Raw genomic sequence first — 20,209 nt, 5'->3', positions numbered from 1 at the left:
GGCCAAAAGACCCGCCGTTATTCCGCGGCTTCGGCGGCCTCGGCTGCGGCAAGCTCCTCTGCCTTTTTCTCGACCTGTTCGACGATGTGTTCGATCATGTCGGCGTTGGACTGTTTGTGGGACTGTTTGCCCGCAAGATAGACCATCCCCGCCCCGTTGCCACCGCCGGTAAAGCCCACGTCGGTCATCAACGCCTCGCCGGGGCCATTGACCACGCAGCCGATGATGCTGAGGCTCATCGGGGTCTTGATATGGGACAGGCGGTCTTCGAGGATTTCGACGGTCTTGATCACGTCAAAGCCCTGACGCGCGCAACTGGGGCAACTGATGATGTTGACCCCGCGGTGGCGCAGGCCCAGCGATTTCAGGATTTCATAGCCGACCTTGATTTCTTCCACCGGATCGGCGGACAGGCTGACGCGGATCGTGTCACCAATGCCCATCCACAAAAGGTTGCCCAGCCCGATGGCCGATTTGATCGTGCCCGACGTCAGCCCGCCCGCCTCGGTGATGCCAAGGTGAATGGGTGCGTCCGTGGCCTCGGCCAGTTGCTGATAGGCGGCGGCGGCCATGAACACGTCAGAGGCCTTGCAGCTGATCTTGAATTCGTGAAAGTCGTTGTCTTGCAAAATCTTGATGTGATCCAGACCGGATTCGACCATCGCGTCGGGGGTCGGCTCGCCGTATTTGTCCAACAGGTGCTTTTCCAGACTGCCCGCGTTCACGCCGATGCGGATCGAGCAGTTGTTGTCGCGCGCGGCGCGGATCACTTCCTTGACCCGTTCTTGCGAACCGATGTTACCCGGATTGATGCGCAGACAGGCGGCCCCTGCCTCGGCAGCCTCGATACCGCGTTTGTAGTGGAAATGGATGTCGGCCACGATCGGCACCGGGGAGTTGGCACAAATCTCTTTCATCGCCCGCGCGCTGTCCTCGTCGGGAACGGACACCCGCACGATATCGGCACCGGCCTCGGTGGCCGCTTCGATCTGGGCCAGCGTGCCCGCCACGTCAGTGGTCAGCGTGTTGGTCATGGTCTGCACGGTGATCGGCGCACCGCCACCCACGGGCACGTTGCCCACCATGATCTGACGGCTTTCACGGCGGTAGATGTTGCGCCAGGGACGGATGTGATTGAGCGACATGTCGCGCCTCTTTTCGGCTATCGGTTCACCGACAGACCTATGCGCTGTGCAGGGCTTGCGCAACCGCCAGCCGCAGGCAAAGCCCGTGACCAGCGGTGAATTGTCGGAATGGATCAGTCCGGCAGAACGGTCTGCGCGGTCGCAGTGGCTTCGGCATAGCGCACGAGGCCCGAGTCGGTGTTGATATCGACCGGCAGATAGGTTTCCTGCAGGCCCGCAATCTCCAGCGGCAGGTTCGAGGTGACCGCGCCGTTGGGGCCAACGGGGCCGTAGAACTTGCCGTTCATCGCGAAATAGATCGCACCGCTTTCGCCGGTCCGCAACACGGGCGGTTCCTCGGTTGCGGGTGCGGTCCATGTGTCGCCGGGCTGCATCACGGTTTCGTAGATCACGGTGCCATCAGCCCCGCGCACACGCACCCAGGACGGGCGCACAGCGACCATTTGCAGCGAGGGCACCTGTTCCTCGACCACTTGCGGCACCGAAGGTGTTTCCGATTTCAGCGGCTCCGCCTCTGCCACGACCGGTGCCTCACGACCCGGATTTTGGGCAAAGTTGCCAACAGAACGCGGATCGATGGTGGCAATGGGCGCGTCGCGGGCCACCAGCACAGGCACGTCCAGCGCCTGCGGGCGATAGAGCCGGTCCAACGCCTCGATGCGCGGAGTATCCAATGCCGAAGGCGAGGTCTCGCCCGTACCATCAAGGCCGGGCTGTTGAACCGAAGCGCCCTGCAGCGGGTCAAGGTCCGACATCACAACCGGGGTCTGATCCACCGGCGAGACCTGTACGCGCTGAACTTCTTGCAGGACCGAATAGCCGCCAAAGCCGATGGCGCTGATCAGGGCGATCAGGACCAGCGACGATCCGATGGCACCGGGCTCAATGCGGCTGAAGAATCTCTCGCCCGTGGGCACGAACGGCGTGCTGGGCGCGGAAAAGATATCGTTGGTGCCACGGTCACGCGCAAGGCGGTCCTCGCGGCTGGGCTTTTTGACGACAGATGCGGCGGCAGACATGCCATGGGCCACCGAGAACCCGCTTTCGGCGCAAAAGGCGGCAAAGGCGCGGTCAGGGTCCATATCCAGATAGCGGGCATAAGAGCGCACATAACCTGCGATAAAGCCGGGCGTGTCGAATGCAGTGGGATCGGTGTTTTCGATGGCCGCGATATAGCTGGCCTTGATCCGCAGTTCGCGCTGTACGTCCAGCAACGATTTGCCCAGCGTGGCGCGTTCGCCGCGCATGACATCACCAAGGCGCAACTCGAAATCGTCAAAACCTTTCGGTTCAGCGTTCTCTTCAATGATCTTGGGAGTCTTCCGCCCGATCATACCCTCGCCCCGTGTTACTCGTTTCTTGGACCCTGCGTCTGATGCCCGATTCGACGCAAGGTTGTTGTTAAACACAGCTTAACACATGGCAATATATAATTCACCTACCTGTGATGTCAGGCAGACAATTCGGCGCGATTCAGCGCACAATGTGACCACAGGGCGTCCATTGCCTTGACCAATGCATCCAGCTCGCGCGGACCATGAACCGGCGACGGCGTGAACCGCAAACGCTCGGTGCCGCGGGGCACGGTTGGGTAGTTGATCGGCTGGACATAGATGCCATGATCTTCCAGCAGCATGTCGGACAGCAGCTTGGTGTGCGCCGGATTGCCGACGATCACCGGCACGATGTGGGTGCCGTGATCAATAATCGGCAGGCCCAGCCCCTTGAGCCGCATTTTCAGGATGCGCGCCTGCAACTGGTGCGCCTCGCGCAGCTCTGGCGCGGTCTTCAAAAAGGCAACCGAGGCCGCCGCCCCTGCTGCGACCGCAGGCGGCAGCGAGGTGGTAAAGATGAAACCGGGCGCATAGGACCGGATCGCGTCGCACATGCGTTCGCTGGCGGCGATATAGCCGCCCATAACGCCATAAGCCTTGGCCAGGGTGCCGTTGATGATGTCCACACGGTCCATCAGCCCGTCGCGTTCGGCCACACCGCCACCGCGCGGGCCATACATGCCGACGGCGTGCACTTCGTCCAGATAGGTAAGTGCGCCGAACTCTTCCGCCAGATCGCAGATTTCCCTGATCGGGCCGAAATCGCCGTCCATCGAATAGATGGATTCGAATGCAATCAGCTTGGGTGCTGCCGGATCGTCCGCTTCGAGCAATTCGCGCAGGTGGGCGACGTCGTTGTGGCGGAAAATGCGCTTGGCCCCGCCATTGCGGCGCACGCCTTCGATCATCGAGGCGTGGTTCAGCGCGTCGGAATAGATAATCAGACCCGGAAACAGCTTGGGCAATGTGCTGAGCGTCGCATCGTTGGCAATATAGGCCGATGTGAACAACAGCGCCTGCGCCTTGCCGTGCAGGTCGGCCAGTTCCGCCTCGAGCCGCTTGTGATAGACCGTGGTGCCGGAGATGTTGCGCGTCCCGCCCGAGCCTGCACCGGTGGCGTCAATCGCCTCGTGCATGGCCTGCAATACGACCGGATGCTGTCCCATACCCAGATAGTCGTTGCCACACCACACGGTAATATCCTGCTCGGAACCGTCACCGCGCGTGCGCACCGCATGGGGAAACTGGCCATTGCGGCGTTCGATGTCAATGAAGGTGCGATAGCGGCCTTCTTCATGCAGTCGGTTCAGTGCGGCATCCAGCTGCGCGGCATAGTCCTTGGTGTGGTCCACGAAAGGAAACTCCTGGTCGTTGGGGCGACGATGCATGACATTATCATGCCCCATTTGTCGGGTATTTGGAACGATTACAGATTACCGCCCCTGTTTTCAATGCATATGCCCTGCGCACGATGTCGCAGCGTTGATCCAGATCAAATGACCCGACCGGTCCGCTTTATGAAGTATGGATTACCTGACTCTGCGAAAAATCGCGAATAGTTCACCATGACTTTGTGAAACCAGCGTTGGACGCTGGGGCACAGACCGGTGACAGCAATTATCGCTTCGCAATCCGGGCGCGCTGCATCATTGCGCAGCGCCTTGCCGCCTTGCACCCGCACACCGGACCCGTTTGTTTTTAGGAAAGTCATTTTTATGAACACGTCTCTTGCCCTGTTTCCCGCACTGTTTCTAATGACCATCACAGCCAGCGGCTACGCGCTGGCCACAATCGGAATGAAGCTTTCCACGCAATCCCCGCCCGCGCTCAGTTTCGCAATCATAGGGCTGGGACTAACCGGGGCCGCCTTGGCCGAGATCGCCTTGCTGCGGCACGCCAGCCTGCCGCTGGTCTACCTGGGCATCGTGGTGACCGAAACGCTGCTGGTGCTGGCCTATGCCAGCTGGGCGCACAGCAGCATCAGCCTGACACAAATGGGTGGTGCTGTGCTGGTGCTGGCCGGTTTCGCGCTGGTCTGTCTCGAGCACTAGACACTGCGCCGCTGGCTGATACGGTCCTTGCAAATCTCGCATTTGCAAGGAACCCCCATGTCTCTCGACGCCACGCTCGCCCATATCGACGCCAACCTGTCCCAAGCCACCGACCGTCTGCTGGAACTGCTGCGCATCCCGTCGATTTCGACCGATCCGGCCTATGCCGACAACTGCGACACCGCCGCCGACTGGCTGGTGGCCGACCTGCAAAGCATCGGCGTCGACGCCACCAAACGCACCACACCCGGGCACCCGATGGTTGTGGGCCATGTGGACGGAGACGGCAACGGGCCGCACCTGCTGTTCTACGGCCACTACGACGTGCAGCCGGTTGACCCGCTGGAATTGTGGGACCGCGACCCCTTTGATCCGCAGGTCGAAGACACCCCCAAGGGTAAGGTGATCCGTGGCCGTGGCGCTGCCGACGACAAGGGCCAGCTGATGACATTCGTCGAGGCCTGCCGCGCGTGGAAGGCCGTGAACGGCACCCTGCCCTGCCGCATCACGTTCTTCTTCGAAGGCGAGGAAGAATCAGGCTCGCCGTCGCTGGTGCCCTTCATGAAAGAGAACGCCGACGAGCTGTCCGCCGACTTTGCGCTGATCTGCGACACCGGCCTGTTCGAAAGCAAGACACCGGGCATCGTCACCATGCTGCGCGGGATGATGGGCGACGAATTGACGATCACCGGCCCCAGCAAAGATTTGCATTCCGGCATGTATGGCGGCGTGTCGATCAACCCGATCCGCGTGCTCAGCAAGATCCTTGCAGGCTTGCACGACGATCAGGGCCGCGTCACCCTGCCCGGCTTTTACGACGGCGTGCCCGAACTGCCCGACGAATTGCGCGCGCAGTGGCAGGGCCTGTCCTTTGATCATGCCGCGTTTCTCGAAGACGTGGGCCTGTCGGTGCCCGCAGGCGAACAGGACCGCACGCCCATCGAGATGATCTGGTCGCGCCCGACCTGCGAGGTCAACGGCATCTGGGGCGGCTACACCGGCGCGGGGTTCAAAACCGTGCTGCCATCGCAAGCCCATGCCAAGATCTCGTTCCGCCTCGTGGGCGATCAGGACCCCGATGCCATCCGCGACAGCTTCCGCAAGATGGTGCAGGACGCCCTGCCCGCCGACTGTTCCGTCAAGTTCAAAGGCCACAGCAACGGCCGCGCGTCGATGTTCGAAACGGACGATCCGGCGTTCGAGGCTGCGCGTCAGGCGCTCAGCGACGAATGGCAGGTGCCCGCCGCCTACATCGGCTGCGGCGGTTCGATCCCGATTGCGGGGCATTTCCAGAACCTGGTGGACACCACCCCGATGCTGATCGGCTTTGGCAAGGACGACGACCAGATCCATTCGCCCAACGAAAAATACGACATGGAAAGCTTCCACAAGGGCATGCGCAGCTGGGTCCGCATCCTGGACGCGCTCAGCAAGTAAACACCGCCCCGCCCCTTCATCTTGCCGGATAAACTCCGTGGGTGTGGGGGCTGGCCCCCACTGCACCGACAAATGCGGTGGGTCCCCGCAGACATGAAGGGCATAGCGATGACCATCAAGGGCTTTACCAGCGCCACCGCCGACGTAAACGGCCAGCGCATCCACTACACCATGGCGGGCAGCGGCCCGCCGTTGCTGCTGTTGCACGGCTTTCCGCAGACCCACGCCATGTGGCACGGCATTGCACCCACATTGGCGCAGCAATTTACCACCGTCGCCGCCGACCTGCGCGGCTATGGCGCCAGTTCGAAACCGCAAGGCAGCGAAAACTACAGCTTCCGCGAGATGGCCGCCGATCAGGTGGCCCTGATGGCGCATCTGGGGTTCGACAGCTTTCACCTTGTGGGCCACGACCGCGGCGCGCGCACGTCGCACCGCGCGGCGCTGGATCACCCGGACGCCATCCGGTCGCTGACCTTGATGGACATCGTACCCACCCACCTGCTGCTAAGCGACCTGCAACAACAGGTCGCGCGCGCCTATTATCACTGGTTCTTTCTGGCCCAGCCCGCGCCGATGCCCGAAACCATGATCGGCCACGACCCGGACGCATATTTCGAATACTGCCTGACCGGCTGGGGCAAGGGCGCGCTGAACAGCTTTGACCCAGAGGCATTGGAGCAATACCGCACGGCCTGGCGCGACCCCGAGACGATCCGCGCAATGTGCGACGACTATCGCGCGGCGATTGATCACGACATGGCGTTGGACGCTGCCGATCTGGGCCGCAGGGTAACCTGTCCCGCGCTGGTGCTCAGCGGGGCCAACGGGGTGATGGCCAAGCACTATGATGTCGGTGCCACATGGGTGAACCGGCTGTCGAACATGCAGGTCGACAGCCTGCCGGGCGGGCATTTCTTTCCCGATCAATATCCCTCGGAAACGGCTGACAAGATATTGGAATTTCTTTTGAAAGCGCAGCCGGACGCCGCTTAGAATATGCCGCTGAACCGCTCGGGCAGCAGGTATTGCCCCTTGTAGTTCGGACGGTCGAATTCGAAATACCCCGTGTCGCCGCGCGCCTTGAAACTGCGGTGCATCTTGCGGCGGACCGGGCGCAAATCAAAGCCCTCCTGCATCGGCAGCTCGGCAAACCCCTCGAACACTTCGCGGTCCTCGCCGCGCGCCTCGGCGAACCAGTGCCGCCCGATGCTGGCCTGTTTGAAGCCCACGCCAACCTCGGCACTGACGGCGTTGCGGCGGTCCATGGCCCCGGTGTAGGCGCCGAAATCGCAGAACTTCAGGTGCAGCAAATACAGCTCGTCCGGCGTGTGCAGCTTGGGGTATTGCGCAAAATGCCCGCCCCGCGACAGTTTCGCAGGGGTCGAGACGATGGACGGCTTGGAATAATGCGGCGCGATGCGCACGTGCCTGCGCGGGCCCAGAATCATGTCATCGGCGGGCTGGTCCTCGATGTCGATGCGGTGGATCACCTCCAGCCCGACAGGGGTATAGACCCGGTCCGTCTCGGCCTTTTCCAGCCATTGCAACAGGTTCACGCCCGCGTCGGGATCGACCACAACCAGCTCGTCCACATCGCCCACGATGACGTGGTTGTAATAACGGCGCAGCCCGCCAAACAGGTTGTTCAGCAGGCTCCAGCGTTTGACGTCAAAGTTTTTGTGTGGATCGCCCGGAATGCCGATGATGTTGCACCCCTTGGCCAGTTCCGCCACCTCTTCCCCGTAGCCGTGGTTGATCACATAGCAATTCTGCCGTCCGAACATCTCGCCGTAGTGGCGCAGCCATGCCTTGAGGAAAAACGCATCGTCGCGCACCATTGTCACCACAGCCACAGTCTGCATCACGTCACCTTGCCTTGATCTTCTGCTCTCAACCCGCCTGCTTTTCGCAGACGGCGCTTTGTCTCGCACCGTAACGGCTTGGCTGCTACAAGAGAATCGTTAATTGCGCATTTTGCCCGTGATCAAGGACCAGACCGCTGATACCTGCCAATTTTGCCACATTCGGCCTGCATGTGCGTCGCGCCCCCGACACCACGATCACCCGGTTCCAGGTGCTGGGCGAACGGTCTTCGGGCACCAATTTTGTCAAACGGCTGCTGGGGCGCAACACCAGCCTGACCCCGACCGAGGCGCTGGGATGGAAGCACGGCTTTCCCCATGCCGCGGCCATCCCCCCCGACCTCGCGCTGATCGCCTGTGTGAGGCGTGCAGACGCCTGGGCGCTGTCGATGCACAAGAAGCCGTGGCACACCACGCCCGCCCTGCAATCACTGGAGTTTGGCGAATTCATCCGCGCCGAATGGGACACTGTGGTGGACCGTCCGCGCTATTTCGAAAAGACCGCGCCGCTGGACGCCGTCGGACAGCCGTTGCAACACGACCGCGACCCGCTGACCGGTGCGCGGTTCGCCAACCTGTTCGCGCTGCGCCGCGCCAAGCTGACCGGATTGCTCAGCTATCTGCAACGCGACTGCACTGTGATTCTGCTGCGCATGGAAGACGCCCAAAGCGCGCCCGAGATGACGCTGGACGCCCTGCGCGCCGGACTGGGCCTGCCCCCACGCGAAGTGGATTTTGCGCCCGTTCTCAAAAGGTTGGGATCGAAATTTAAACCAGCGGTCGAGGCCCGCCCGGCCACGCCCAAGAAAATGGGCGCATTCGGGATGAAGTTCATGCGCAAGCATCTGGATTTGGCGCAAGAGGCGGCCCTGGGCTACACCTACGACTGAACGCCGCCACAGTTCTACGGCCCGTATCGTATGGCTGAAACACAAAAGACCCGCCATTTCTGGCGGGTCCTTGTTTACGCAGCAGTGGCGCGGTTGACGGGGCTCGAACCCGCGACCCCCGGCGTGACAGGCCGGTACTCTAACCAACTGAGCTACAACCGCCCGCTGCGTGTGGGGGTATTATGGCCCACAGCGCAGAGCGTCAAGCGGGGTTTTTCGGTTTGCGGCAATTATTTTAAAAAAATGTCACAAGCCCCGATTTTCACCCCGATTTTACGGTCCTGCACCCCCTGCCCTCAGTTCGGCGCGGGGATAAATTCGCTGTCGTCATTCGGCGGCAGCTTGAATCGGCCGTGCGCCCAGTCGCCCGCGCGCCAGGCTTCCTTGGCCGCGTCGATCTTGTCCTTGGACGAGGCCACGAAATTCCACCAGATGTGGCGCGGCCCGTCCATGGTCGCACCGCCCAACAACATCACACGCGCACCAGCCTCGCCTGCCTTGGCGCTGATCCGGTCGCCGGGGCGGAACACCAGCATCTGCCCCGCTTCGAACGTCTGGCCTGACACGGTCACCGCGCCCGTCAGGATATACAGGCCCCGGTCCTCATGGTTGTCCGGCATCGGAATCGACGCCCCCGCCTCGAGCAGCGCATCGGCATAGAAGGTTTCAGAGAAGGTTTTGACCGGTGCACGCGCGCCGTAGGCATCGCCCAGAATCAGCCGCACCTGTTTGCCCTCGCCCTCCAGCAGCGGCAGCGCGTCCTTTGCCGCGTGTTCAAAGCTTGCGCCCGCTTCCTCGTCCTTCTCGGGCAGGGCCACCCAAGTTTGCAGCCCCAACAGGCTGTGCGGAGCGCTGCGCATATCGCCATCGGCGCGTTCCGAATGCGTGATGCCATGGCCCGCGACCATCCAGTTGACCGCGCCGGGTTCGATCCACTGATCGGTCCCCAGGCTGTCGCGGTGATGGATCTTGCCCTTGTAGAGATAGGTAACCGTCGCCAGCCCGATGTGCGGATGCGGGCGCACATCAATGCCCTGCCCGGTCAGAAATTCTGCCGGCCCCATCTGGTCAAAAAAGATGAAGGGGCCAACCATCTGCCGCTTGGGCGCAGGCAAAGCACGCCGCACCTCAAAGCCGCCCAGGTCGCGCGCACGGGGCACGATGACGGTCTCAATCGCATCGACGGCGTCGCCAATGGGAATTTCGGGGTCAAGTGCGGGGTTCCAGCTCATGCGTTCTCTCCTATGAAAGGTAAGAACAGGATGTGGCCAAGCGGCCTCGCACACAATATGCGATTACTTACCATTAATGTGCATTTTCACACATAACGGCCAGGTGTGAGAGGCGCAGACACCCGACCCAACATGCCACGAAGTGGCGCGCGCCGGTCGGACCTGCTGTACCTGAAGATCGGCCCACGAAACGGGCGGACTGCGGCGCCAAGGGTTGTTCTGGCGCGCGCCCGGAAAACCCCATTGCCTTCAGCCAAGATGGATCGCCAAACCGGTGGACGACGATCAAAGCGTTCCACTGAATCAACACCACTTCGCGGGAAACTCGCGATCAGCTGCCACCCATCGTGTCTACCCGGCCTACTCCTGGATCGCTTCGAGGTAATCGAGCAGATTTGCGAAATCCGTCTCCAGCACCTCACCATCTGCGCCTCCGTCAGGGTAAACATGGCGCAGCCCTACGGTCGAAAAATCGGGCATGGGAGAAGCAGGGTCGTCTTTTTCAAGGCGGCCCATGATGAACCGCCTGACAAATTCCCGCGGGAAATACCCATCATTGCGTTGCTTAAGCCCGGTCAGGTCGGGCGGTATGGTCCCCAACGCCAATGCTGCAGACCCCGCGCCTTCGCCATGCGCGCCATGGCAGGCGGCGCATTCTTTTGCATAGATCCGCTGCCCTGCACGAACAGCATCAGAATGCCCGATTTGCCCTTCGGTACAAGCTGACAAGAGAACGCAGGATAAACCGGCAATGGCTGTCAGACGGTGTCGCATTGCATAAAGTCCCTTTTTTGACTGTTCATTGTTATGCCTTGCTGGAAAGCCAATCACTTCCGATCCAGCAAGCGCACAAAATCGGCTTCGGTTAATGACACAGCAGCACAGGCCGGTCGCGTTGTTCGATCAGCGTTTGGGTGGTGCCGCCAAAGACTGTTTCGCGCAGACGGGAATGACCGTAAGCCCCCATGACAATCAGGTCTGCGGCAATTTCCTTGGCGCGCTTCAAGATCGCGGTTCCGGTTTCCTGACCGCTGCCTGGGTACTGCTGCACCACGACAGTGCAACCTTGATGGTTCAGCCATGCGGCCACGTCAGAGCCGGGGTTTTCGCCATCTTGCGACGCCGTTGAGACCGGATCGAAAAGGGCAACTGTGACATCCTGTGCTGTCCGCAGCGCAGGAAGCGCCGCGCGGATGGCACGCGTTGCAGGAACACCGGCCTTCCACGCCACAAAAGCTGACTTGGGTTGCAGCGCCCCAGCCTTGCCCAATGTGTTCAGCATCACCCCGGCGGAGGACTCGAAAAGAGCTGCGTGAACGACATCCCTGAACAGGTGCTCATCCGAGCGCAGATCGTCCCCTATGATAATGGTGTCACAGGTCAGGCCGACATGGGCCACAGCGGACCGCAGGCCCGGGGCATCGCCAAAGACAGCCCGCACTTCGGCGCTTGCGCCTTGGTCGGCCAGGTATTGAGAAATCTTCGCGCGCTGCGCTTCCAAAGCGGTATTTGCTTTGTCCACGTCTGCCTGCCAGCCTTCGGGGAGTGAATAGGCGCTGAACTCACCCAGTCCCATGTAGAACACAGGCACAGGGGGCAGCTTGCGCAACAGCAACACGATCAAATGTATGTTGTTTTCGAGCGATTGTTGGCTCAGGTCGCCCAGATCAGCGGGCTGGGCGTCAACTCCAAGAATAACTGATATTGTCGTATTCTTCATGACAGCGTTCCTTTGTGGGTTTCGCTCAGTATGACGTGGCGCAAGAAACACGCATTGATCTGGATCAAAGGCGAAGCCGGATCGCGGCGCGGCATCTGACGCGGACATGTTCCGGGCCTTTGTCTTCTTGGAAGAACTTTAGGACATCGCAAAATGCTATGCCCTTATCGCGTTGGGGCTGACGCCCGTATCATAAGCATCAGTTCGGTCAGCCTGACGCCGCAGGTTTCATGCCATAGCAGGCCGCGCTGAACACGCATCGTCCCAAATGCCAACACCGAAACCGCCACACGATCCTTTGGGCGACCTATCCGCGCGACGCAAGCAAACGATCCAATTCGGTTTGCATTTCCCCAACGAGCGAAAGAGTGTTTTTCGTGCGCGCTCGGCTGGAAGAGCCGTGCAGGTGCGTGTCTGCGAGCGGTGAGACCGGCGTGCCGTCGACGCGAATTTCGTAGTGAAGATGCGGTGCCGTCGAAGTTCCTGTCGATCCGGCCCGACCAATCGGTGTTCCTGCGTCGATTTGCTGGCCAATTTCCAGTTTTTCGTTCATCGCGCTGAGGTGGGCATAAAGCGTCTGCACGCCGTTGCCGTGATCCAGTTCAACCACAGTTCCGTATCCGCTGCGCTTGCCCATGAACAAGACCGTACCCCGCTGGGTCGCTTCGACAGCAGCACCCTGTCTTGTGGCAAAATCCAGTCCGCTGTGCATGCGCACCGTCCCGTGAACGGGATGCATCCTTAGTCCAAACGCCGAACTGAGCCGCGCGCCGCGGATCGGTTGGTCGAATGTCTGCAAGAGTTCCCCGTCCTTGAAAATCGTGGTCCGGCGGGAATTGTCGTCAGGCCACAGGATTTCATAGCGACCATCGGCCAGATCGAGTTGCGCAAAATCAATGGTCGGATCTCCGACAACCCGGTCTCCGGAGTGGTGCTCCCGCCACATCAGGCGAATATGCTCACCCCCAGCCAGCTGGGTCCGCAGGTCGAATGTCTCTCCCAGGATCAACTCCAGGTCCGTCGCGAACCGCGTCGGAATGCCTGCGCCATCAAGTGCCGCAAAGATCGAGCTGTTGACCGTCGCTTCGCCTGCGTGCCGGACACTGACAAGTTCAGGCTCCAGCCTCTGGACAGTGGGTGCCTTCCCGAACGTCGCCTGGATGCGTGACCCGTCGTCTATTTCCAGTGTGGCCGTTTGCGGAAGCCCGTCGTCGGACAGTTCCAGGGCAAGGCGATGCCCTGGCTTCAGATGACGCACATCGAATTCGGACCCGATCGCAAGAATGACCTCTCGGCTGGTTTCCGTATCAAGGCCAGCCTTTGCGAGAAGTCCTGACAGGCTGTCGCCCATGCCCACGACCTGTGACCATGTCTCGGTGTCTTTCGCCGCTGTCGGTTTCTCGAAATCTGCATCTGTTTCAACCGATGCGTTCTGATCGTCTGCGATCAAATTGTCGCCCGACTGATCGGTTTTGGCCGTATCCGGCAGAGCGGTGACATGCTCTGCCGGGGTGTCGACAAGGTACGACAGGCCGATTGCGATCCCACCAGCGGCGAACATGGCAGTCCAATATCTCAACCTGATCAACAAAGCACCTTCCACCACCTTACGTGTCCTGTGCTTACTGCTCTGCCAAGCCCCAGTTTACAATGAGAATTGACCGAAATTGGCTGGACCCCGCTCAAAGCCTCCGTTGCGGGCGACCGCTTTGGCCTTTCCTCTTGCCCACAGGGCGCAGAGCTTGAGCGGTTGCTCTGATCCGCGATGTCGATCTGATCGCAACCGCCCCCCCTGCTCTGGCTTACTTCATCTGGGTGACCGTCAGCTTGCCTTTGACCCGGTCGGCGACGAATTCGATGTCCTGACCTTCCGACATCCTTGCGATCATTGCTTCATCGGCACGGAACACCATCGTCATTGCGGGCATGTCCAATGTGGCCAGCGGGCCGTGAATAATGGTGACCTTGCCTGCCTTTACGTCGATCTTCTTGATCTTGCCGGTGGCGTATTCCACAGGCGCGTCGGCGGTTTTTTCCGCAACGGTAATCGGGCCGTGCATACCGGATTCGTAGTGGCCGGGGATCAGGCAGGCAAACTCGAAAACGCCCGCGTTGGAAAAGGTCCAGATCACCTCGCCCGTGCCACCTTCGTCCAGACGGATCGAGTTGGGGTCATCATGCTCCATGTCCATCCTGGCCATCATTTCCTTGTGCTCGGCATTGCCTTCGACAGTGTCGATCACAAGCTCATGTTCCAGAACGCCCATGTTCGAAATGTTGAAGCGGATGGTTTCACCTTGGGCAAACTCGAAGGATTCGGGCGAAAACACCATGGCGCCGTCGTCCGTTTCGCGCATGGTCACATCGATGGTGCGATCGACCGACGCTGCATCGCCCGGCATGCCAATCATCATCCCGGCGTGTTCGCCCGCGTGGTCATCGTCGTGGCCACCGCTGTGGGTGCCTGCCGCAAATGCCGGAACACTGAAAGCAAGCGCCAAGGTGGTGGTGATAAGAAGGTTTTTCATCGGTTTTTCCTTTTAAGAATGTGGGGATAAGTCGTGCCAGAGGGCTTTCAGCCCTTTGGCGTTGGTTTTGGAGTGATCCGGGTTTTCGGGCTGGTGTTGCTGGCGAACTCGGGCAGTTCGCCCGTCCACTCATAAGCCTGTTCACCGGGCGGGTTTTCGTACCAGCCGGGGTCCGCGTAGTCGTCCGCGTCGATGCCTTCGCGGACCTTCACCACCGAGAACATGCCACCCATTTCGATAGGGCCGTGCGGCCCCCACCCGGTCATCATCGGCACGGTGTTGTCCGGCAGCGGCATTTCCATCACGCCCATATCCGCCATGCCGGCCGTGCCCATGGGCATGTACTCCGGCTGAAAGGTGCGGATTTTCCGAGCCAGCGGTTTCTTGTCGACGCCGATAAAGGTCGGCACGTCGTGGCCCATCGCGTTCATCGTATGGTGTGACTTGTGGCAGTGGATCGCCCAGTCGCCCAAATGGTCGGCGACAAACTCGAATGCGCGCATGGCTCCGACGGGAATGTCGATACTGACCTCAGGCCATTGCGCGGCGGCCGGCACCCAGCCTCCGTCGGTGCAAGTGACCTTGAAGTCATAGCCGTGCATATGGATCGGGTGGTTGGTCATCGTCAGATTGCCCACCCGGACACGCACTTTGTCGCCCCGATTCACCACCAGCGGATCAATGTCGGGAAAAATACGACTGTTCCATGTCCACAGGTTAAAGTCGGTCATTGTCATGATGCGCGGAACGTAAGTGCCGGGATCAATGTCAAAGGCATTCAGCATGATCAGGAAATCGCGGTCCACCGGCATGAATGTCGGGTCTTTGGGGTGCACGATGAACATGCCCATCATCCCCATCGCCATTTGCACCATTTCATCCGCGTGCGGGTGATACATGAAGGTGCCGGATTTGATCAGGTCAAACTCGTAGACATAGGTTTTGCCGGGCGGAATACCGGGATGCGACAGCCCGCCGACCCCGTCCATGCCCGACGGCAGGATCAGCCCGTGCCAATGCACCGTGGTATGCTCGGGCAGCCGGTTGGTGACATAGATGCGCACGCGGTCGCCTTCGACGGCTTCGATGGTGGGGCCTGTCGACTGTCCGTTATAGCCCCACAAATGGGCAATCATGCCGTCGGCCAGTTCGCGTTCCACGGGTTCGGCGACAAGGTGAAACTCTTTCACCCCGTTGTTCATGCGGTGTGGCAGGGTCCAGCCGTTCAGGGTCACCACCGGATTGTAATCCGGCCCCGACGTCGGGCGCGGCGTGATCGCGGTGGATGCGCTGTCCATTTGCGCGGCCTCGGGCAGACCCATGTTGGCGGTCTTGCCCCATGCCTGAGAGGACACAAGCGCCGCACCCGCAGCACCGGCGCCGATCAATTGGCGTCTGTTTATCATGTTATACCCTTTCAATGTCCTGCACCGCCGCCAGCGGCCAGTGTCGCGCCGCCCTCGGTCCCACCGCTGTTGTCCGCGCCACCGCCATAAATGGCCGCGGTCAGATCAGCCTGTGCCATGTAGAAATCACGTTTGGCATTGGCCGCATCCATCTGCGCGCCCAGTTTTTCACGCACATCCGTCAGCAGCTCAAAGGTGCTGGTGATCATGCCGTTGTAAGACAGCAATCCTTCGTCCTCGACAGTCTTGCGCAAGGGCACCAGAACGTCGCGGTAGTGCCGCGCGATCTTGTATGAGGCGTGATAGGCAACCTCGGCACCGCGCGCCTCTGAGCGCACATTGACGGCATTTTCCGCCAGCACATTCGCGGCCTGAAGATAGGCCAGTTCCGCCTTGCGCATCCGCGCCTTGCCGCTGTCATAAATCGGAATGGCAAATTCCAGTTCCAGCTGTGGTGTCGTGCTGGTCTCAACGTCGCCACCCTCCGCCTCGCGCTCGGTTTCAAAACCTGCAATGATTTCAAGGTCGGTTACCAATCGCGTCTGGTCGGTCAGACCAAAAGCTGCGGCCTGCGCTTCAAGGCCCAGCTTTGCCACGCGCAGATCGACGCGGTTGCGCAGGGCCTTGCTTTCGACATTCGTCACCTGACCCGCCGAACGGGGCAGCGGTGGCAAGGCATCGGGCACGTAGAATTCCACATCTGCGCCCCAAAGGCCCATCAACCGCGTCAGGTTCTCCTTGGCGCGGCTTGCGCCCAGCCGCGCCTGTGCCAATTGCCCCGCCAGTTCTGCGTTAAACGCCTGTTCGCGGGCCTGCCCGGCACGGCCCAACGCCCCCGTTTCCCCCAGCTTGCGCGCCAGTTCCGATCCGGCGTCCGAGGTTGCCAGGGCACGGTTGAGATGGCCCACCGCTTCAAAAGCGGCAACCGCTTCAATCCACGCCCGCCGCGTCTGGTGCGCCAGTGCCAGCGTATCGTTCACCGCCATCAACTGCGCTGCGCGAAAATTCACATCCGCCAGCGCCATGCGCTGTTTGCGGGTCTTGGCGTTCAGAATGTTGGTTGCGATCATGCCTTCGATGGCACGGTAGGCGCCCAGTTCGGCAGCCCCGATCCCAAGAAGACCGATCGAGACGACGGGATTTTCAGGAGTTGACTGTTGCCATGCCTCTGCTGCCGAAAGACCCACGTTGGCGTAGGACGCCTGAAGGCCCCTGTTGTTCAGCAATGCGACCTGCACCGCCGTTTCGGCCGAGATGGTCTTGCGATAGACCATCTGTGTCACTTCCTTCTGAACCGCTTTGTTTTCCGCTTGGCTCTGGGCAAAAACGGCACGTTTGCCAATCGCCGTCTGGGTCTGGCTGGCCACGTCGGCAAAGCCCGGATTTGCGCCGGTGTATATGTCTGGCACTGTCGTTGCGCAGGCCCCCAGTACAAGCGCGCCGCCTAGGATCAGGGGGGAATTGAACCGGCCCATCAGTTGCCCTCCGCCTGCTCTTGATTGACAGTGCGCCAGTCACGCGGGCCTGTGGGACTGCGCGGGACAAAGCCCGCCAGAGGATCGCTGTGCTTGATGGATGAGGCAACGGCACGATTGGTGACAGCCGTCTGGCTGGTCACATCGGGAAAAGGTGTCGGAGCCTGAGTACAGGCGCCGAGCGCAAGGGCAATTGCCCCCGCAAAAAGGTGGGTTTTCATGGTTCTTACCTGATTGAAAGCTGATTGGCACCGCTCGTCGCGTCGAGCGGCAAAAGGCCCCTGTCAGAGGCCAGCGTTCAGATCAGCTTTCGGGGCGGGCGCAGCATCATCTGCGGCTCAGTTGTGTGATTTGGGCGATCCAGAACCAGATAGCCCCCAGGTGCGGGACCAACGGCCAACAGCCCATTCTCGTCACACAATGCGACCGAAATGCAAATGCCGCTGCAGCATTGTTCGTCCGCAGCCGTGTCCTGATCCGACGTGTCAATTGTGGAAACGGTACTATGCCCTTTATGACCGCCTGCCATTTGCGCATGGTCCACCTGCGTGGATGTTGCGGCGGCTGCGTGACCCGCGTCATGCATACCCGACACGCTATGCAAAGCAGAAGGGACCGAAAACATCAAAGCCAAAGCAAAGGTCAGGCACACAAGCGCCTTGATCCATTGAGCTATGCCGTTCTTCCAAACCATATCCAAAGAAGATGCAGACGTGGGTCGCATGTCAACCGATCCAGCGCAGGAAGGTTTGTAACGATATCGTGCAATGTGATTGATTTGCCATTCATCGCATTGACGGTGCTTGGCTTGGATGAATCTCGGCGATGCAAGAGATGATCGGAAACGGCTGACAAAATGCTTTGCCCCCTTGCCTTGAGCCGCGGAGGCAACCATCGGGACAAGCCCCCACAGCGAGGAGTTCAAGCGGAATGCGGTGCATCAGATGACGGTGCGCGGGTATCCGGTGCGGGAGATGACCAAAGGTCTTCGTCTCGGCCATCGCGGTCGCGTCAACCCTCGTCTATGGGTTATGAACCCTGACCTTGGACACGTGAAAACAACGGCTGAAATGGTGGGTCGTGAGAGACTCGAACTCCCGACATCTTCGGTGTAAACGAAGCGCTCTACCAACTGAGCTAACGACCCGCCGTTCCGCTCTCTAGCGCAAATCGCGCGGGGCGTTCAAGCCCTTATGACAGTCTTTCTTGCTGTCTTTTTCGGATGCGGTAAATCACCCCCTGCCCGCCTTCCAGCGTGTCAAAGGCTTCCCACGGCTGGCCCAGCAGATGACAGCGCAGGATGCGGCTGGTGATGCCGTGGGTGACGATCACGGCAGGACCGGTCAGATCGCCCAGAAACGCACGGGTGCGCGCGGCGACCGCGGCCAGCCCTTCGCCGCCTGGTGCGTGATCGTACCAGTGCAGGCCGTCGTCCAGTTCGAACAGGTGCGGCGCCTGTGCGCGGATGTCGTCAAAGCGCAGGCCGGTCCAGTCGCCGGTGGTGATCTCGGCCAGGCGGGCATCGGGGGTGATCTGCGCGCCGTTCAGATTGGCCAGCGTCGCCGTCTGCCACGCCCGCCCCTGCGGCGAGGAAAACCATTGATAACCGTCACACCCGATTGCGGCCAGCAAAGCCCCCTGCCGACGCGCCTGCGCGCGGCCTGTCTCAGTCAGCGGGCTGTCCTGATCGCCCTGCATCCGGCCTGCGCGATTCCACTCGGTTTCGCCGTGGCGCAGGATCAGGATATCGGGATAATCGCTCATGGCTCATGTGCTACGGTGCCGCGCGGACCGGCGCAAGGTGGTCGCTGGCCCGACGGATCAGGCCAGCGGTCGGATCAGGGGCGTTTCTGCCCGTCACCATGCACGAAGTACTTGAAGCTGGTCAGCTGCTCTGCACCCACCGGACCGCGTGCGTGCATCTTGCCGGTGGCGATGCCGATCTCGGCGCCCATGCCAAATTCGCCCCCGTCAGAGAACTGGGTCGAGGCATTGTGCATGACCACGGCGGAATCAATCGCGTTCATGAACTGGCGGGCGGCATCCTTGTCTTCGGCAACAATCGCATCTGTGTGCCCCGACGAATGCGCCTGCACAAAGCCGATGGCCTCGTCCAAGCCATCCACGACACGCACCGACATGATGTTGCTGAGATATTCGGTGTCCCAGTCCTCATCCCTGGCGGCGGTCATATCCGGCAGGATCTTGCGCGCAGCGGCGTCGCCGCGCAGCTCGCAATCGTGCAAGGCCTGCGCCAGCAGTGGCAGAGCAGTTTCCGCAATCGCCGCGTCGATCACCACGCATTCCGTTGCCCCGCAAATACCGGTGCGGCGCATCTTGGCGTTCTGGACGATGCCCACGGCCTTTTCGATGTCGGCGCTGGCATGCAGGTAGGTGTGGTTGTTGCCGTCCAGATGCAGCAGCGTCGGCACGCGCGCCTCTTTCTGGACCAGCGACACCAGACCGCGCCCGCCGCGCGGGATCACCAGATCGACGGTTTCGGTGCTGTGCAGCAGCAGTTTCACCGCCTCGCGGTCGCGGGTGTCGACCAGCTGCACCGCATCCTCGGGCAGACCGGCGGCACGCAGCCCCTGTTTCATGCAGTCCACGATCACCCGCGACGACTGCAAGCTTTCCGAGCCGCCGCGCAGGATCACCGCATTGCCCGACTTGATGCACAAGGCCCCGGCGTCCGATCCGACATTAGGGCGCGATTCATAGATCATCGCAATGACGCCAATCGGCACGCTCACCCGCTCGATCTTCAGCCCGTTGGGCCGGTCAAAGGTGGCCAGCGTCCGCCCCAGCGGATCGTCCTGTGCCGCGATGGCATCCAACGCGTCGGCCATGCCGCCGACCCGTTCCGCGTTCAGGGTCAGACGGTCGACGAAAGCGGCATCCTTGCCGCTGTCCTTGATCGCGTCTACATCACCCGCATTGGCGCGCAGAAGATCGTCCATATTGGCGCGCAGCGCCTCGGCTGCCTTGGTCAGCGCCAGATTGCGCTGTTCGCCCGAGGCCATCGCCAGCCCCTGTGCCGCCGCCTTGGCGCGGGCGCCAAGATCGGCCACTACGGATTGGATGTCTGTCGTGCGTTCCAGAGTCTCGGTGTTCATATCGCTCACT

The 20,209-nt window shown here is 61.0% G+C and carries 19 protein-coding genes and 2 tRNA genes; 4 read left to right on the top strand and 17 right to left on the bottom strand.

The genetic code is table 11. From position 1 onward, the window contains the following. Window positions 1-17: 17 nt before the first annotated feature. The 3 genes from ispG to hemA form a co-directional block, all read right to left on the bottom strand. A complete protein-coding gene (gene ispG, locus BUC08_RS02510; protein WP_037920895.1) occupies window positions 18-1,145 on the bottom strand; it encodes a flavodoxin-dependent (E)-4-hydroxy-3-methylbut-2-enyl-diphosphate synthase in 1,128 nt (375 codons plus the stop codon). A gap of 113 nt (window positions 1,146-1,258) precedes the next feature. Further along, window positions 1,259-2,479 carry a helix-turn-helix domain-containing protein gene (locus tag BUC08_RS02505; RefSeq protein WP_037920897.1) on the bottom strand — a complete coding sequence of 407 codons (1,221 nt, stop codon included), beginning with the start codon at window positions 2,477-2,479 and terminating at the stop codon, window positions 1,259-1,261. A 116-nt stretch (window positions 2,480-2,595) separates the two neighbouring features. Continuing rightward, window positions 2,596-3,831, bottom strand: coding sequence for a 5-aminolevulinate synthase (gene hemA / locus BUC08_RS02500; RefSeq protein WP_037922059.1), 1,236 nt, complete (start codon window positions 3,829-3,831; stop codon window positions 2,596-2,598). 363 nt (window positions 3,832-4,194) lie between these two features. On the opposite strand from hemA, the gene BUC08_RS02495 reads away from it, so the two are divergent. The 3 genes from BUC08_RS02495 (at window position 4,195) to BUC08_RS02485 (ending at window position 6,963) form a co-directional block, all read left to right on the top strand. Beyond that, window positions 4,195-4,530, top strand: coding sequence for a hypothetical protein (locus BUC08_RS02495; RefSeq protein ID WP_037920899.1), 336 nt, complete (start codon window positions 4,195-4,197; stop codon window positions 4,528-4,530). Window positions 4,531-4,587: 57 nt separating this feature from the next. After that, window positions 4,588-5,967, top strand: coding sequence for a M20/M25/M40 family metallo-hydrolase (locus BUC08_RS02490; protein WP_037920903.1), 1,380 nt, complete (start codon window positions 4,588-4,590; stop codon window positions 5,965-5,967). Window positions 5,968-6,075: 108 nt separating this feature from the next. Then, window positions 6,076-6,963, top strand: coding sequence for an alpha/beta fold hydrolase (locus BUC08_RS02485; RefSeq protein WP_037920906.1), 888 nt, complete (start codon window positions 6,076-6,078; stop codon window positions 6,961-6,963). Here the strand turns inward: BUC08_RS02485 and BUC08_RS02480 are convergent. Then, window positions 6,960-7,832 (bottom strand): glycosyltransferase family 2 protein, encoded by an 873-nt coding sequence (locus BUC08_RS02480; RefSeq protein ID WP_037920910.1) that lies wholly within the window; start codon window positions 7,830-7,832, stop codon window positions 6,960-6,962. The two genes, BUC08_RS02485 and BUC08_RS02480, sit on opposite strands and share 4 nt — an antisense overlap. Window positions 7,833-8,005: 173 nt before the next feature. On the opposite strand from BUC08_RS02480, the gene BUC08_RS02475 reads away from it, so the two are divergent. Then, window positions 8,006-8,722, top strand: a complete 717-nt coding sequence (locus BUC08_RS02475; RefSeq protein WP_234973733.1) for a hypothetical protein — start codon at window positions 8,006-8,008, stop codon at window positions 8,720-8,722. Between the two features lie 85 nt (window positions 8,723-8,807). Here BUC08_RS02475 and BUC08_RS02470 read toward each other — a convergent pair. From BUC08_RS02470 to BUC08_RS02410, 13 genes are all read right to left on the bottom strand, one after another. Continuing rightward, window positions 8,808-8,884, bottom strand: a tRNA-Asp gene (locus BUC08_RS02470). 134 nt (window positions 8,885-9,018) lie between these two features. After that, complete coding sequence (locus BUC08_RS02465; protein ID WP_037920915.1) at window positions 9,019-9,954, bottom strand: pirin family protein; 936 nt, start codon at window positions 9,952-9,954, stop codon at window positions 9,019-9,021. Window positions 9,955-10,314: 360 nt separating this feature from the next. After that, complete coding sequence (locus BUC08_RS02460) at window positions 10,315-10,728, bottom strand: c-type cytochrome (protein ID WP_051693835.1); 414 nt, start codon at window positions 10,726-10,728, stop codon at window positions 10,315-10,317. A 91-nt stretch (window positions 10,729-10,819) separates the two neighbouring features. Further along, window positions 10,820-11,674: a universal stress protein gene (locus tag BUC08_RS02455; RefSeq protein WP_037920917.1), complete on the bottom strand. Its 855-nt coding sequence runs from the start codon at window positions 11,672-11,674 to the stop codon at window positions 10,820-10,822. Between the two features lie 307 nt (window positions 11,675-11,981). Then, the gene (locus BUC08_RS02450) at window positions 11,982-13,025 is read right to left on the bottom strand and encodes a M23 family metallopeptidase (RefSeq protein ID WP_234973732.1); all 1,044 of its coding nucleotides are present in this window, start codon (window positions 13,023-13,025) and stop codon (window positions 11,982-11,984) included. Window positions 13,026-13,476: 451 nt separating this feature from the next. Beyond that, window positions 13,477-14,202, bottom strand: a complete 726-nt coding sequence (locus BUC08_RS02445) for a copper-binding protein (RefSeq protein WP_037920919.1) — start codon at window positions 14,200-14,202, stop codon at window positions 13,477-13,479. Window positions 14,203-14,249: 47 nt separating this feature from the next. Continuing rightward, window positions 14,250-15,608, bottom strand: a complete 1,359-nt coding sequence (locus BUC08_RS02440) for a multicopper oxidase family protein (RefSeq protein WP_143186657.1) — start codon at window positions 15,606-15,608, stop codon at window positions 14,250-14,252. An 11-nt stretch (window positions 15,609-15,619) separates the two neighbouring features. Then, window positions 15,620-17,083: a TolC family protein gene (locus tag BUC08_RS02435; RefSeq protein WP_037920922.1), complete on the bottom strand. Its 1,464-nt coding sequence runs from the start codon at window positions 17,081-17,083 to the stop codon at window positions 15,620-15,622. Beyond that, window positions 17,083-17,304, bottom strand: a complete 222-nt coding sequence (locus BUC08_RS02430) for a hypothetical protein (protein ID WP_037920924.1) — start codon at window positions 17,302-17,304, stop codon at window positions 17,083-17,085. The genes BUC08_RS02435 and BUC08_RS02430 overlap by 1 nt, the downstream gene beginning before the upstream one ends. 77 nt (window positions 17,305-17,381) lie before the next feature. Beyond that, window positions 17,382-18,008 (bottom strand): hypothetical protein, encoded by a 627-nt coding sequence (locus BUC08_RS24260; RefSeq protein WP_143186656.1) that lies wholly within the window; start codon window positions 18,006-18,008, stop codon window positions 17,382-17,384. A gap of 146 nt (window positions 18,009-18,154) precedes the next feature. Next, window positions 18,155-18,230, bottom strand: a tRNA-Val gene (locus BUC08_RS02420). A gap of 44 nt (window positions 18,231-18,274) precedes the next feature. Next, window positions 18,275-18,847 (bottom strand): histidine phosphatase family protein, encoded by a 573-nt coding sequence (locus BUC08_RS02415; RefSeq protein ID WP_037920926.1) that lies wholly within the window; start codon window positions 18,845-18,847, stop codon window positions 18,275-18,277. Between the two features lie 74 nt (window positions 18,848-18,921). Next, complete coding sequence (locus tag BUC08_RS02410; RefSeq protein ID WP_037920928.1) at window positions 18,922-20,199, bottom strand: glutamate-5-semialdehyde dehydrogenase; 1,278 nt, start codon at window positions 20,197-20,199, stop codon at window positions 18,922-18,924. Window positions 20,200-20,209: the final 10 nt, after the last annotated feature.

Source organism: Pseudosulfitobacter pseudonitzschiae, assembly GCF_900129395.1.
GTDB classification, from domain to species: domain Bacteria; phylum Pseudomonadota; class Alphaproteobacteria; order Rhodobacterales; family Rhodobacteraceae; genus Pseudosulfitobacter; species Pseudosulfitobacter pseudonitzschiae.
This window is presented reverse-complemented; position numbering and strand designations above follow the sequence as displayed.

What these genes read in the sequence shown, in the direction of transcription:
- ispG (WP_037920895.1), bottom strand. Translation starts at nt 1,145, where the DNA reads ATGTCGCTCAATCACATCCGTCCCTGGCGCAACATCTACCGCCGTGAA.
- BUC08_RS02505 (WP_037920897.1), bottom strand. Translation starts at nt 2,479, where the DNA reads ATGATCGGGCGGAAGACTCCCAAGATCATTGAAGAGAACGCTGAACCG.
- BUC08_RS02495 (WP_037920899.1), top strand. Translation starts at nt 4,195, where the DNA reads ATGAACACGTCTCTTGCCCTGTTTCCCGCACTGTTTCTAATGACCATC.
- BUC08_RS02490 (WP_037920903.1), top strand. Translation starts at nt 4,588, where the DNA reads ATGTCTCTCGACGCCACGCTCGCCCATATCGACGCCAACCTGTCCCAA.
- BUC08_RS02485 (WP_037920906.1), top strand. Translation starts at nt 6,076, where the DNA reads ATGACCATCAAGGGCTTTACCAGCGCCACCGCCGACGTAAACGGCCAG.
- BUC08_RS02480 (WP_037920910.1), bottom strand. Translation starts at nt 7,832, where the DNA reads ATGCAGACTGTGGCTGTGGTGACAATGGTGCGCGACGATGCGTTTTTC.
- BUC08_RS02465 (WP_037920915.1), bottom strand. Translation starts at nt 9,954, where the DNA reads ATGAGCTGGAACCCCGCACTTGACCCCGAAATTCCCATTGGCGACGCC.
- BUC08_RS02460 (WP_051693835.1), bottom strand. Translation starts at nt 10,728, where the DNA reads ATGCGACACCGTCTGACAGCCATTGCCGGTTTATCCTGCGTTCTCTTG.
- BUC08_RS02455 (WP_037920917.1), bottom strand. Translation starts at nt 11,674, where the DNA reads ATGAAGAATACGACAATATCAGTTATTCTTGGAGTTGACGCCCAGCCC.
- BUC08_RS02450 (WP_234973732.1), bottom strand. Translation starts at nt 13,025, where the DNA reads ATGGGCGACAGCCTGTCAGGACTTCTCGCAAAGGCTGGCCTTGATACG.
- BUC08_RS02445 (WP_037920919.1), bottom strand. Translation starts at nt 14,202, where the DNA reads ATGAAAAACCTTCTTATCACCACCACCTTGGCGCTTGCTTTCAGTGTT.
- BUC08_RS02440 (WP_143186657.1), bottom strand. Translation starts at nt 15,608, where the DNA reads ATGATAAACAGACGCCAATTGATCGGCGCCGGTGCTGCGGGTGCGGCG.
- BUC08_RS02435 (WP_037920922.1), bottom strand. Translation starts at nt 17,083, where the DNA reads ATGGGCCGGTTCAATTCCCCCCTGATCCTAGGCGGCGCGCTTGTACTG.
- BUC08_RS02430 (WP_037920924.1), bottom strand. Translation starts at nt 17,304, where the DNA reads ATGAAAACCCACCTTTTTGCGGGGGCAATTGCCCTTGCGCTCGGCGCC.
- BUC08_RS02415 (WP_037920926.1), bottom strand. Translation starts at nt 18,847, where the DNA reads ATGAGCGATTATCCCGATATCCTGATCCTGCGCCACGGCGAAACCGAG.
- BUC08_RS02410 (WP_037920928.1), bottom strand. Translation starts at nt 20,199, where the DNA reads ATGAACACCGAGACTCTGGAACGCACGACAGACATCCAATCCGTAGTG.